Origin of the sequence: Rhizobium sp. CRRU65 (assembly GCF_048551595.1) — a bacterium.
Taxonomy (GTDB): Bacteria; Pseudomonadota; Alphaproteobacteria; order Rhizobiales; family Rhizobiaceae; genus Rhizobium; species Rhizobium leguminosarum_J.
The window spans coordinates 156,156-168,449 of sequence record NZ_JBLYZH010000003.1; the positions used below are offsets into that span (position 1 = coordinate 156,156).

Consider the following 12,294-nt stretch of genomic DNA (forward strand, 5'->3'; position numbering starts at 1 on the left):
TTTATCCTTAAATCGATTCCGATTTAAGGAATTATGCAGTGGTCTAGCCGGGCCGAACCGGGGGTTCAGCCGAGCCGAACCGGGGGTTCAGCCGAGATAATCGCGTTTGCCGATCGGTGCGCCTTGGTTGCGCAGGATGGCGTGGGCCGTCGCGACATGGAAATAGAAATTCGGCAGGGCGAAGGTGGCGATATATTCGTCACCCGGCAGTACGATACCACTCTTTCCCGGCAGGGTGATCTGGCGGGTTTGCGTGCCTTCCAATGCTTCCGCCGAGAAGCCGGCGAGATAGGCTTCGGTCTTTGCCAGGCGCTCGCGCAGGTCGTCGAACGTCGTTTCGTTATCCTCGAACTTCGGGGCGTCGGTCGCCGTCAGGCGGGCGAGCGCAAATTTGGCGCTGTCGCTGGCGCGCTGATACTGGCCGGAGAGCGGCAGCATGTCGGGCGCCAGGCGAGCGGCGGCTAATATGGCGGGATCGATATTCTTTTCCTTCGCATAGGCTTCGGCCTTGTCGAGGTAGGTTTTCAGACTGGCGAGGCCGCGCTGGAACATTGGAACGGTGAGGCGATACATCGAAATGGACATTTGTCCTGTCTCCAAAATCTTCAAATGATTGGGTCGCGGCGAGAGGTCGAAGGCGCCTGCGGCCGTGAGCCTGCCTTCGATCCTCCCATAGATGGATGCTCGCTTGGTCTTTCACAACACGAGGAATGTGGGCGTCGGTCGTGAGGCCCCGTGGCATTTCGCTCTCATCCATATCTCGTCGCCGCTAAAGATACTTGACGCCGTTCCCAGAAAATGGAATGAATATTCCGCAGAACAGATTTAACGGTTTGTTTGTTCCGTTTTGCGGAGCGCCGCGGGAGAGGTGGCGCAGGGGAATTGCGGCTTCAGAGCAAATGCCTGGAGCTCCGGCGTGAGGAGGGTGCAGCCGGGCACCGCTTTGTGGAGGAAGTGAAAATGAAAAAGTTTATCCTGGGCACTGCGATGGCGCTCGTCATGTCGACGGCCGCTCACGCGGAAACTGTCGGCGTCTCGATGGCGAAATTCGACGACAATTTCCTGACGGTTCTGCGCAACGGCATGACCGATTATGCAAAGACACTGAGCGGTGTGACGCTGCAGGTCGAAGACGCACAGAACGACGTTTCCAAGCAGCAGAGCCAGATCCAGAATTTCATCGCCTCCAAGGTCGATGCGATCATCGTCAACCCTGTCGATACCGATGCGACTACGGCAATGTCGAAGCTCGCGGCCGATGCCGGCATCCCGCTGGTTTACGTCAACCGTCAGCCGGTCAACGTCGACACGCTGCCGGACAAGCAGGCCTTCGTCGCATCCAACGAACAGGAATCCGGCACGCTGGAAACCAAGGAAATCTGCCGCATTCTCGGCGGCAAGGGCAAGGCCGTCGTCATCATGGGCGAGCTTTCCAACCAGGCTGCGCGCATGCGCACCCAGGACATCCACGACGTCATCAAGACGGATGAATGCAAGGGCCTGGAGATCGTCGAAGAGCAGACGGCCAACTGGGACCGCACCCAGGGCGCCGACCTGATGACCAACTGGCTCTCGAGCGGCATCGAATTCGACGCCGTGATCGCCAACAACGACGAAATGGCGATCGGCGCCATTCAGGCGCTGAAGGCGGCCGGCAAGGATATGACCAAGGTCGTCGTCGGCGGCGTCGACGCCACGCAGGATGCGCTTGCCGCCATGCAGGCGGGCGATCTCGACGTCACGGTGTTCCAGGATGCCGCCGGCCAGGGCAAGGGCTCGCTCGATGCAGCGCTCAAGCTCGCCAAGGGCGAAAAGATCGAGAAGAAGGTCTACATTCCCTTCCAGCTCGTCACACCTGCCAACGTCAAGGACTTCGTCACCAAGAACTGAGGCGAACGCTAAGAGGATGCGGGCTTTGTCCGCATCCTTTTCGCCTGCCCGTATCCGGAGGAGATGATATGGCCGTCAGTCCGACAACCATGGCCGCCGTGCGCGCGAGCGGCGCGGTCCCGAATGCGGAATATCTCTTGAGCGCCGAGGGTGTCCGCAAGGAATTTCCTGGTGTCGTCGCACTCGACGACGTGCAGTTCCGGCTGAAGCGCGCCTCCGTGCATGCGCTGATGGGCGAAAACGGCGCCGGCAAATCGACGTTGATGAAGATCCTCGCTGGCATCTACACGCCCGATAAGGGCGATATTCGGCTGAAAGGGATCGAGATCCAACTGAAATCTCCGCTCGACGCGTTGGAGAACGGCATTGCCATGATCCATCAGGAACTGAACCTGATGCCGTTCATGACGGTTGCCGAAAATATCTGGATTCGCCGCGAACCGAAGAACCGCCTCGGCTTCATCGATCACGGCGTGATGCATCGCATGACCGAGGAACTGTTTACTCGGCTCAATATCGCCATCGACCCCGATATCGAGGTCCGCCACCTCTCGGTCGCCAACCGTCAGATGGTCGAGATCGCCAAGGCGGTTTCCTATAATTCCGACGTGTTGATCATGGACGAGCCGACTTCGGCGCTGACGGAGCGCGAGGTCGAGCATCTTTTCCGTATTATCCGCGACCTCAGGGCCCAAGGCATCGGCATCGTCTACATCACCCACAAGATGAACGAGCTTTTCGAGATCGCCGACGAGTTCTCCGTCTTCCGCGACGGCCGATATATCGGCACGCATGCCTCGACCGACGTCACCCGCGACGACATCATCCGCATGATGGTCGGGCGCGAGATTACCCAGATGTTTCCCAAGGAAGAGGTGCCGATCGGCGAGGTCGTGCTCTCCGTCAAGGATCTTTGTCTCAAGGGCGTCTTCAACAACGTCTCCTTCGAGGTCAGGGCCGGCGAAATCCTCGGCGTGGCCGGCCTCGTCGGCTCCGGCCGGTCGAATGTCGCCGAAACGCTGTTTGGGGTGACGCCGGCAAGCTCCGGCTCGATCGAGCTCTACGGCAAGCCGGTGACCATTTCTTCGCCGACCGAGGCCATCCGCAATCGGATGGCGTTCCTGACTGAGGACCGCAAAGATACCGGCTGCCTGCTGATCCTCGATATTCTCGAGAATATGCAGATCGCCGTTCTACAGGACAGATACGTCAAGGGCGGCTTCGTGCAGCAGGGCGCAGTCGAGGCAACCTGCGAAGACATGGCAAAAAAGCTGCGCGTGAAAACGCCCAATCTGTACGAGCGGGTGGAAAATCTTTCGGGCGGCAATCAGCAGAAGGTGCTGATCGGGCGCTGGCTGCTCACCAATCCGCGCATCCTCATCCTCGACGAGCCGACGCGTGGCATCGATGTCGGCGCCAAGGCGGAAATCCACCGATTGGTCACGGAAATGGCGCGAGATGGTGTGGCGGTGGTCATGATCTCGTCCGAGATGCCCGAAGTTCTCGGGATGAGCGACCGCATCATGGTCATGCACGAGGGACGCGTGACCGGTTTCCTCAATCGCGACGAAGCAACGCAGATCAAGGTGATGGAGCTGGCGGCGCAGTGATGCGTTGACGGCGATTGCCCAAGGGAGGTTTGACATGACTACCAAGGCAGCAGAGGGCGCGGCTCCGCTCGCAACCCGGCAAAGGCGGCGGCGCATACCGACGGAGCTCAGCATTTTCCTCGTGCTCGTCGGCATCGCGCTCATCTACGAAGTGCTCGGCTGGATGTTCATCGGCCAAAGCTTCCTGATGAATTCGCAGCGTCTGACGATCATGATCCTGCAGGTCTCCGTCATCGGCATCATCGCCGTCGGCGTCACGCAGGTCATCATCACCGGCGGCATCGACCTTTCATCAGGGTCGGTCGTCGGCATGACGGCGATGATCGCAACAAGCTTTGCTCAGTCCTCCACCTGGGGACGAGCCGTTTTTCCCTCGCTGACCGACCTGCCGGCTTTCGTGCCGATCGTCGTTGGTCTGCTGATCGGGGCGGCCGCCGGCCTCGCGAACGGCGCGCTCATCGCCTACACGAAGATCCCACCGTTCATTGCCACGCTCGGCATGTTCGTTTCGGCGAGGGGCGTGGCGAAGTGGTATACGAAGGGGCAGCCGGTTTCCGGGATCACCGAGCAGTTTCATTTCATCGGAACGAAAGCCTGGCCGGTTGTCGTCTTCCTGGTGGTTGCGCTGATCTTTCATATTGCGCTGCGCTACACCCGTTATGGAAAGTTCACCTATGCCATCGGCGCGAACCCGCAGGCCGCGCGCGTTTCCGGCATCAACATCGAGGCGCATCTCGTCAAGGTCTACGTGATTGCCGGATTGCTCGCCGGCCTTGCCGGTATCGTCACGGCGGCCCGGGCTGAAACCGCACAGGCCAGCATGGGTGTCGGATATGAACTCGACGCGATCGCTGCGACCGTCATCGGCGGCACCTCGCTCACCGGCGGCGTCGGGCGCATCACCGGCACCGTCATCGGCACGATCATTCTCGGCGTCATGACCTCGGGCTTCACGTTCCTCAGGATCGACGCCTATTACCAGGAGATCGTCAAGGGTCTCATTATCATCGCGGCTGTCGTCATCGACGTCTACAGACAGAAGAAACGCCGCAAGCACTAATCCTCTGGCGGTATGATCCGATGGTTTTTGCGGGGGCTTCGGCCCCCGTTTCATTTTCGGCGCCGACGGATTTATAAAAAAAGAAGTGGCGAATTCCGTCAGCTTTTCTATTCTGGCCGCTTCATTCGCCCTCTACAGCGCCGCGCGTCTGAAAAGACGCGCAAAGGACGCTGTAGCACTTTGAATGCTGCATAATTTTATTCTTAAATCGATTCCGATTTAAGGAATTATGCAGTAGGGCAGCGCAGGAAGACAGATGCAATTCGTATTTGACGGTCACAACGACGTTCTCCTTCGACTCTGGACACATTCAAAAGACGGCAGCGACCCGATCGCGGAATTCGCAGACGGCACGACGGTCGGCCATATCGATGCGCATCGGGCTAGAGAGGGCGGTCTTTCAGGCGGTCTCTGTGCCATCTATATTCCCTCGGGCGATCTCGTCTTCGCCGATCCGGATGCCCACGGCCGCTATATGACGCCGATGGCGGCCCCTCTCGATCCGCTGCCATCCCTTGCCATCGCCAATGAAATGGCGGCGATCGCGCTGCGGCTCGACCAGGCCGGCGCCTGGCGGCTCTGCCGGACGGTGAAGGATATCCGCGGCGCCATGGCGGATAACATTTTCGCCGCCGTCATGCATATGGAAGGCTGCGAGGCGATCGGTGTCGATCTCTCGGCGCTCGAGGTGTTCTACGCGGCAGGGCTGCGGTCGCTCGGTCCGGTCTGGAGCCGGCACAATGTCTTCGGTCACGGCGTACCTTTCGCCTTCCCGATGTCGCCGGACACGGCGCCGGGCCTTACCGATGCCGGCTTCGCGCTGGTCAGGGAATGCAATCGCCTCGGCATCCTGATCGACCTTGCCCATATCACCGAGAAGGGTTTCTGGGACGTGGCGAAGAAGACGGACCAGCCGCTGGTCGCCAGCCATTCCAATGCCCACGCCCTGACGCCGGTCGCGCGCAACCTGACGGACAGGCAGCTCGATGCGATCCGCGAAAGCCGCGGGCTCGTCGGCATCAACTATGCCACCGCCATGTTGCGTGCCGACGGCCGCTCAGACAGCGACACGCCGCTTGCCGACATGATCCGCCATATCGACTATCTTGTGAATCGCATCGGCATCGACTGCGTAGCGCTCGGATCGGACTTCGACGGGGCCACCATTCCGGAGGAAATCGGTGATGCAGCCGGTAATCAGAAGCTGATTGCCGCTCTCAGAGAGGTTGGCTATGCTGACGCCGACCTGGCAAAACTTGCCCGTGAAAACTGGCTTCGCATTCTGGCCCAGGCTTGGCGGGAGGACCACGCCTAAGCCTTTCGTATTCAATCAAAAAACAGGGGAACAGACCATGATGATGACCAAACTCAGCCGCAATTTTCGCCTGCTTTCCGCGGGAGCCGCTCTTTCGCTCCTGATGATGGCGGCACCCTCGGCCTTTGCCGAGACACCGAAGGATACGCTGGTCGAAGGTTTCGCCATCGACGATATCATCACGATGGATCCGGGTGAGGCTTTCGAGCTTTCGACCGCCGAAATCACCACCAACAGCTACAGCCTGCTCGTCCGTCTCGACATGGACGACACGTCCAAGGTGAAGGGCGATCTGGCCGAGAGCTGGAGCGTTTCCGATGACGGTCTTACCTATACGTTCAAGCTGAAGTCAGGCCTGAAATTCGCCTCCGGCAACCCGATCACCGCCGAAGACGTCGCCTGGTCGTTCGAGCGTGCCGTCAAGCTCGACAAGAGCCCAGCCTTCATCCTCACCCAGTTCGGTCTGACCGGCGATAACGTCGCGGAAAAAGCCAAGGCGGCCGATGCCGGCACTTTCGTCTTCACGGTCGATAAGGCCTATGCGCCGAGCTTCGTGCTCAACTGCCTGACGGCAACCGTCGCTTCCGTCGTCGACAAGAAGCTGGTGCTGGAGCATGTGAAGGCGGTGGCGCCCGATGCCGACCACAAATACGACAACGACTTCGGCAATGAATGGCTGAAGACCGGCTATGCCGGCTCCGGCGCCTATAAGATGCGCGAATGGCGCGCCAACGAAGTCGTCGTGCTGGAGCGCAATGACAATTATTATGGTGACAAGGCAAAGCTCAACCGCGTCATCTACCGCTATATGAAGGAAAGCGCTGCCCAGCGGCTGGCGCTCGAAGCCGGCGACATCGATATCGCCCGCAACCTCGAGCCGGGCGACATCGACGCGGTGTCGAAGAATGCGGATCTGGCGACAGCCAGTGCGCCGAAGGGCACGATTTATTATGTCAGCCTGAACAACAAGAACGAGAACCTGAAGAAGCCGGAAGTCCAGGAAGCCTTCAAATATCTGGTCGATTACGATGCGATCGGCGCAACGCTAATCAAGGGAATCGGCGAGATCCATCAGACCTTCCTGCCGAAGGGTCAGCTCGGCGCACTCGATGAGAACCCCTACAAGCTCGATGTCGCCAAGGCCAAGGAACTGCTGGCCAAGGCCGGCGTACCCGACGGTTTCTCGATCACCATGGACGTGCGCAACAGCCAGCCGGTGACCGGTATCGCCGAATCGATGCAGCAGACGCTGGCGCAGGCCGGCGTGAAGATGGAAATCATCCCCGGCGACGGCAAGCAGACGCTGACCAAATATCGTGCCCGTACCCACGATATGTATATCGGCAACTGGGGCTCTGATTATTTCGACCCGAATTCCAATGCCGACACCTTCACCGGCAACCCCGACAATTCCGATGCCGGCACGGTGAAGACGCTCGCATGGCGCAACACCTGGGAAGCGCCGGAACTCGACAAGCAATCCAAGGCCGCACTTCTGGAACGCGACGGCGCCAAGCGCGCCGCCATGTACCAGGATATCCAGAAGAAGTACCTGGCAAACAGCCCCTTCGTCTTCATCTTCCAGCAGATCGAGGTGGCCGGCTACCGCAAGAGCCTGAAGGACTTCAAACTGGGTCCGAGCTTCGACACCAATTTCGTCGGTCCGATCGGCAAGGAATAGTCCGGCAGGATTGAGTGACTTGAGCACCGTCGAAACAACGCAGGAGGCGCGGCCCCGGAAGGGCCGTGCTAGGGCCTTTGCGAAGGCGTTAGGGCGGTTTCTGTTTGCCGCCGTCACCACCTATCTCGGCCTGCTGGCCGTCACCTTCTTCATCGGCCGCGTCGTGCCGATCGATCCCGTGCTCGCCATTCTTGGCGACCGCGCGCCCAACCATGTCGTCGAGCGTGTACGCCAGGAAATGGGCTTCAACCTGCCGCTCTATCAGCAGTTCTTCATCTATATCAAAGGCATCCTGTCCGGCGATTTCGGTAATTCGGTCCTGACGACCAATCCCGTCATGGTCGATATTCGCCGTGCATTTCCGGCGACGGTCGAGCTTGCGACGCTCGGAACGCTGATTGGCGCTTTCGTCGGCGTGCCGCTCGGTGTTCTCGCCGCGGTGCGTCGCGGCAGCATCGTCGACCAGGTGGTGCGCGTCATCGGTCTGATCGGTTATTCGGTGCCGATCTTCTGGCTGGCGCTGATCTCGCTCGTCATCTTCTATGCGCAATTGCGCTGGGTGGCCTTTCCCGGCCGCATCGATATCGTCTTCGAATATACGTTCACGCCGATCACCGGCTTCTATCTGCTGGACAGTGCCTGGCAGGGGCAGTGGGATGTCTTCTACGACGTATTCCGCCACATCATCCTGCCCGCTTCACTGCTCGGCTACTTCTCGCTCGCCTATATCAGCCGCATGACGCGCAGCTTCATGCTGAACGAGCTTTCCCAGGAATATATCGTCGCCGTGCGTGCCAAGGGGCTTTCGGAAACGCGGGTGATCTGGGGCCATGCGCTGCGCAATGCCGCCGTGCCGCTCGTTACCGTCATTGCGCTTTCCTATGCCGGCCTGCTGGAAGGATCGGTGCTGACCGAGACTGTCTTTTCCTGGCCGGGCATCGGGCTCTACATCACCAATTCGCTGCAGAATGCCGATATGAATGCCGTGCTCGGCGGCACGATCGTCATCGGTACGGTCTTCATCGGCATCAACCTTCTGTCCGACCTTCTCTACCGGACACTCGACCCGAGGACGCGAAACCGATGACGGTGACCGCCAGCCCATCCCAGCCGATGAGCCGCCGCGAATGGCTGCTCTCCGACCGGCCGCAATCGCGCCTGCAGGCTCGCCTCGGCCGCACCTATGTTACCTGGCGGCAGTTCACGGCAAACCGACTTGCTGTCGTTGGTCTGCTCATCATCGTGGCGCTGCTTTTCATCGCCGCCTTTGCCGATGTGCTCGCAACGCATAATCCGGTGATCGGCGATCTGCGCAATGCTCGCCTGCTGCCGCCCGGCACGGGGGAATTCTGGCTCGGTTCGGATGACCAGGGCCGTGATATCTATTCGCGGCTGATCTACGGATCGCGATTGACGCTCCTTGTCGTTGCGCTCGTCGCCGTCATCTCGGCGCCGATCGGGTTGATCGTCGGCACCGTCTCCGGTTATGCCGGAGGCTGGGTGGATGCGACGCTGATGCGTATCACCGATATTTTCCTCGCTTTTCCGAAGCTGGTTCTGGCGCTCGCCTTCGTCGCAGCCCTCGGGCCCGGCATCCAGAATGCGATCATCGCCATCGCCATCACCTCCTGGCCGCCCTATGCCCGCATCGCCCGCGCCGAGACGCTGGCGGTCCGGCGTTCCGACTATATTTCGGCGGTGAAGCTGATGGGCGCCTCGCCGCTTCGCATTGTCGTGCGCCATGTCATGCCGCTCTGCATTTCCTCGCTGATCGTGCGCGTGACGCTCGACATGGCGGGCATCATCCTGACGGCGGCCGGTCTCGGCTTCCTCGGTCTCGGTGCGCAGCCGCCACTGCCGGAATGGGGTGCTATGATCGCCTCGGGACGGCGCTTCATCCTCGATCAATGGTGGGTCGCAGCGATGCCCGGCATCGCCATCCTCATCGTCAGCCTCGGCTTCAATCTCCTTGGCGACGGCCTGCGCGACGCGCTCGATCCGAAGGAGAGTGGCCAATGACGACACTTCTGACCGTGGACAAGCTCAAGGTCAGCTACCCCACGCGCACCGGCGTGATCGAGGCCGTGCGCGGCGTCTCCTTCACGCTCGGCAAGGAAAGGCTCGGCATCGTCGGCGAATCCGGTTCCGGCAAGTCGCAGACCGGACGGGCGATCATGGGCCTGACGCCGAAACACGGCATCGTCACGGCCGACAGGCTTAATTTCAACGGCATCGATCTGATCAACGCCTCCGCCGGCGAAAGACGCAGGCTGCGCGGCAAGCGTATCGCCATGATCCTGCAGGATCCGAAATATTCGCTCGATCCCGTCATGTCGATCGGACGGCAGATCTGCGAGACGCTGCGGACGCATGAGAAGGTCGGCAAGGCGGAGGCGCGCGAGCGCGCGCTCGCCATGTTGGAAGCGGTGCAGATCCGCGACCCGAAACGTGTGTTCGACCTGCATCCGCACGAGGTCTCGGGCGGCATGGGGCAGCGGGCGATGATCGCCATGATGCTGATTGCCGGGCCTGAACTGCTGATTGCCGACGAGCCAACCTCGGCGCTTGACGTGACGGTGCAACTCGACGTGCTGCGGATCATGGACAGGCTGGTGTCCGAGCGCGGCATGGGGCTGATTTTCGTCTCCCATGATCTGAGGCTGGTCTCGTCCTTCTGCGACCGCGTCATCGTCATGTATGCCGGCAAGGTCGTCGAGGAGCTGGCGGCGGCCGATCTCAAACATGCGCAGCATCCCTATACGCAGGGGCTCCTGAACTGCATGCCCGAGATCGGTGCAAACCGCCATCCGCTGCCGGTGCTCGACCGCAAGCCGGAGTGGGCGGCATGAGCGCAGCTCTCGATATCCACGATCTCAGCGTCGTCTACGACCATTTTCATGCGCTGAAGGATGTCAGCATCGCCATCGAAAGCGGCGAATCCTTTGGTCTTGTCGGCGAGTCCGGCTCGGGAAAATCGACCTTGCTGCGAGCCGTTGCCGGACTTGCACCGATCAGCGGCGGGGCGATCAACATCGATGGTGAGCCGCTGAAAGGTTCGAAGCGCAGCAAAGCCTTCTACCGGCGCGTGCAAATGGTCTTTCAGGATCCCTACGGGTCGCTACATCCGCGCCAGACGATCGATCGGCTTCTGCTCGAACCGCTTGCAATCCACGGCATCGCCGACAGCGAGAAGCGCATCGCCCGAGCGCTCGACGAGGTCGGCCTCGGCAATGGTTTCCGTTTCCGCTACCCGCACCAGCTCTCCGGCGGCCAGCGTCAGCGCGTGGCGATCGCCCGGGCGCTGATCGTGGAACCGTCGATCCTGCTGCTCGACGAGCCGACATCGGCGCTCGACGCCTCGGTGCAGGCCGAGGTGCTGAACCTGCTGGAAGAGATCCGACGCGACCGCAAGCTTACCTTTGTGATGGTGAGCCATGATCTCGGTGTCGTCACCCATATGTGTGAAAGGCTCGCCGTGATGCGCAACGGCGCCGTCGTCGAGCGGCTGAGCTCGCAGGCACTGGCAGAAGGCGCGGTTCACGAGGACTATACGAGAAATTTGATGATCGCGAGCAAGGGTTTCGTCAAAGCGTGAAAGCCAATCTTTTCAAACCTTTGAAAAGAAAAGACCGGCGACGGTGTTAAGGATAATGGTTTCCTAAAAGACGACCATTCAACTAGACTATTGACAGCTGCCTTGCTTCTGTCATGATCCTGTTAACGTTTGTTAGCTTTCGTGATCGATGGAGGTTGATTGCATGTTCTTTCTCGGTGGGATGACCATGGGTTACCTCGATCCTCCTGTTAAAGCCGATTGCCGGGAACAGATTTCGGCATCCATTCCTGCGGAAAAGGACCGTCGGCTGATCGAGACTTCCTCCAACCCGCCCCAGACCGAGAACGCTGTCGAGCGCTCGTTGATCTGGGCATGGCGCACGCTCTGCTAAAAGGTCTGGTTGAATTTTCTCTTTCGTTCGCCCTGGACGGAAATTTATCTCTACCTACTTGATAGACAAAATACGAATATAAGCGCGAGCCGCACAACCGGCCGAACGAGAACAACGGAGGCGACATATGGCAGATCTGGGTATTTCGCATGCTCACGTGAACCAATATGGTTCCGTACCGACCAAGAAGCCGCTCACCACGCGCCACAGGCTTCAAACGATGCTCCATGGCGCGATCTTCACCGCAGCATTCCTGTTCGTCGTAGCCATGGTTTGCGGCGTCGTCGGGTAATCCGGCGGATGATTAGCGTCGGCAGGTGCCGGCGCTGCGGCGGTTTCCGCCTTTATTGAATTCCGGAACATTAATTTGTCTCGGCTTTCCGAGACTCATCACCATCATTCTTCTGTACTTTTTCACGCCATCCAAAGCACGCCACGGCGAACTTGCTCATGCGTGGGGCGCAAGCCGGCCAATTCGCCGGCAGGCGCATGATCCGGCGATTCTTCTTTCCTTTTTCTGAAATCGAAGCCGTTGATCGCCGGGACCAGGTGCCGGCACTTTCGTCATTCCCACCGCCCAGACAAGCTCGCCGGGCGAGTGGCGAACGCCTCTTGACTTGAATTATCCCGATAGTGTCCAAATTTCCGACATAGCTTTCGCGGAGAGGGTATCGATGGTCTCGATCCCCTCGGGCCAGTCCTGAACCAGGGCTTGGCCCGTTTGCATCGCTTGGCCCGAGTGTCGTTCACCCCGGCTTCATCGATCTTTGAAGAATAGGGCTCCGTTCATG

General features: G+C 59.9%; 12 protein-coding genes. 11 read left to right on the plus strand and 1 reads right to left on the minus strand.

What is annotated here, in order from left to right:
- Nucleotides 1-87 precede the first annotated feature (87 nt).
- A complete protein-coding gene (locus ACM5SV_RS07080; RefSeq protein ID WP_012759470.1) occupies nucleotides 88-585 on the minus strand; it encodes a DUF1993 domain-containing protein in 498 nt (165 codons plus the stop codon).
- A 375-nt stretch (nucleotides 586-960) separates the two neighbouring features.
- On the opposite strand from ACM5SV_RS07080, the gene ACM5SV_RS07085 reads away from it, so the two are divergent.
- The 11 genes from ACM5SV_RS07085 to ACM5SV_RS07135 all read left to right on the plus strand — a co-directional run bounded on the left by ACM5SV_RS07085 (nucleotide 961) and on the right by ACM5SV_RS07135 (nucleotide 11,795).
- The gene (locus tag ACM5SV_RS07085) at nucleotides 961-1,890 is read left to right on the plus strand and encodes a sugar ABC transporter substrate-binding protein (protein WP_012759469.1); all 930 of its coding nucleotides are present in this window, start codon (nucleotides 961-963) and stop codon (nucleotides 1,888-1,890) included.
- A gap of 68 nt (nucleotides 1,891-1,958) precedes the next feature.
- On the plus strand, nucleotides 1,959-3,500 hold the full coding sequence (locus tag ACM5SV_RS07090; protein ID WP_012759468.1) for a sugar ABC transporter ATP-binding protein: 1,542 nt from the start codon (nucleotides 1,959-1,961) through the stop codon (nucleotides 3,498-3,500).
- Nucleotides 3,501-3,534: 34 nt separating this feature from the next.
- Nucleotides 3,535-4,560, plus strand: a complete 1,026-nt coding sequence (locus ACM5SV_RS07095) for an ABC transporter permease (RefSeq protein WP_012759467.1) — start codon at nucleotides 3,535-3,537, stop codon at nucleotides 4,558-4,560.
- A gap of 256 nt (nucleotides 4,561-4,816) precedes the next feature.
- The gene (locus ACM5SV_RS07100) at nucleotides 4,817-5,875 is read left to right on the plus strand and encodes a dipeptidase (RefSeq protein WP_222016857.1); all 1,059 of its coding nucleotides are present in this window, start codon (nucleotides 4,817-4,819) and stop codon (nucleotides 5,873-5,875) included.
- A gap of 37 nt (nucleotides 5,876-5,912) precedes the next feature.
- Nucleotides 5,913-7,556, plus strand: coding sequence for an ABC transporter substrate-binding protein (locus ACM5SV_RS07105; protein WP_222016855.1), 1,644 nt, complete (start codon nucleotides 5,913-5,915; stop codon nucleotides 7,554-7,556).
- A 19-nt stretch (nucleotides 7,557-7,575) separates the two neighbouring features.
- Nucleotides 7,576-8,643, plus strand: coding sequence for an ABC transporter permease (locus ACM5SV_RS07110; protein WP_033181959.1), 1,068 nt, complete (start codon nucleotides 7,576-7,578; stop codon nucleotides 8,641-8,643).
- Nucleotides 8,640-9,575 carry an ABC transporter permease gene (locus ACM5SV_RS07115; protein ID WP_026230976.1) on the plus strand — a complete coding sequence of 312 codons (936 nt, stop codon included), beginning with the start codon at nucleotides 8,640-8,642 and terminating at the stop codon, nucleotides 9,573-9,575. The genes ACM5SV_RS07110 and ACM5SV_RS07115 overlap by 4 nt, the downstream gene beginning before the upstream one ends.
- Nucleotides 9,572-10,405, plus strand: coding sequence for an ABC transporter ATP-binding protein (locus tag ACM5SV_RS07120; RefSeq protein WP_222016852.1), 834 nt, complete (start codon nucleotides 9,572-9,574; stop codon nucleotides 10,403-10,405). Before ACM5SV_RS07115 ends, ACM5SV_RS07120 begins: the two co-directional genes overlap by 4 nt.
- Nucleotides 10,402-11,151 carry an ABC transporter ATP-binding protein gene (locus tag ACM5SV_RS07125; protein ID WP_222016850.1) on the plus strand — a complete coding sequence of 250 codons (750 nt, stop codon included), beginning with the start codon at nucleotides 10,402-10,404 and terminating at the stop codon, nucleotides 11,149-11,151. Before ACM5SV_RS07120 ends, ACM5SV_RS07125 begins: the two co-directional genes overlap by 4 nt.
- Nucleotides 11,152-11,314: 163 nt before the next feature.
- Nucleotides 11,315-11,503, plus strand: a complete 189-nt coding sequence (locus tag ACM5SV_RS07130; protein ID WP_012759460.1) for a hypothetical protein — start codon at nucleotides 11,315-11,317, stop codon at nucleotides 11,501-11,503.
- Nucleotides 11,504-11,630: 127 nt separating this feature from the next.
- On the plus strand, nucleotides 11,631-11,795 hold the full coding sequence (locus ACM5SV_RS07135; RefSeq protein ID WP_003543858.1) for a hypothetical protein: 165 nt from the start codon (nucleotides 11,631-11,633) through the stop codon (nucleotides 11,793-11,795).
- The last annotated feature ends 499 nt before the right edge of the window (nucleotides 11,796-12,294 follow it).

Bases quoted from the DNA above. Each gene is read 5' to 3' on its own strand.
- ACM5SV_RS07130 (WP_012759460.1), top strand. From the start codon at position 11,315: ATGTTCTTTCTCGGTGGGATGACCATGGGTTACCTCGATCCTCCTGTT.
- ACM5SV_RS07120 (WP_222016852.1), top strand. From the start codon at position 9,572: ATGACGACACTTCTGACCGTGGACAAGCTCAAGGTCAGCTACCCCACG.
- ACM5SV_RS07115 (WP_026230976.1), top strand. From the start codon at position 8,640: ATGACGGTGACCGCCAGCCCATCCCAGCCGATGAGCCGCCGCGAATGG.
- ACM5SV_RS07080 (WP_012759470.1), bottom strand. From the start codon at position 585: ATGTCCATTTCGATGTATCGCCTCACCGTTCCAATGTTCCAGCGCGGC.
- ACM5SV_RS07125 (WP_222016850.1), top strand. From the start codon at position 10,402: ATGAGCGCAGCTCTCGATATCCACGATCTCAGCGTCGTCTACGACCAT.
- ACM5SV_RS07095 (WP_012759467.1), top strand. From the start codon at position 3,535: ATGACTACCAAGGCAGCAGAGGGCGCGGCTCCGCTCGCAACCCGGCAA.
- ACM5SV_RS07090 (WP_012759468.1), top strand. From the start codon at position 1,959: ATGGCCGTCAGTCCGACAACCATGGCCGCCGTGCGCGCGAGCGGCGCG.
- ACM5SV_RS07105 (WP_222016855.1), top strand. From the start codon at position 5,913: ATGATGATGACCAAACTCAGCCGCAATTTTCGCCTGCTTTCCGCGGGA.
- ACM5SV_RS07085 (WP_012759469.1), top strand. From the start codon at position 961: ATGAAAAAGTTTATCCTGGGCACTGCGATGGCGCTCGTCATGTCGACG.
- ACM5SV_RS07100 (WP_222016857.1), top strand. From the start codon at position 4,817: ATGCAATTCGTATTTGACGGTCACAACGACGTTCTCCTTCGACTCTGG.
- ACM5SV_RS07135 (WP_003543858.1), top strand. From the start codon at position 11,631: ATGGCAGATCTGGGTATTTCGCATGCTCACGTGAACCAATATGGTTCC.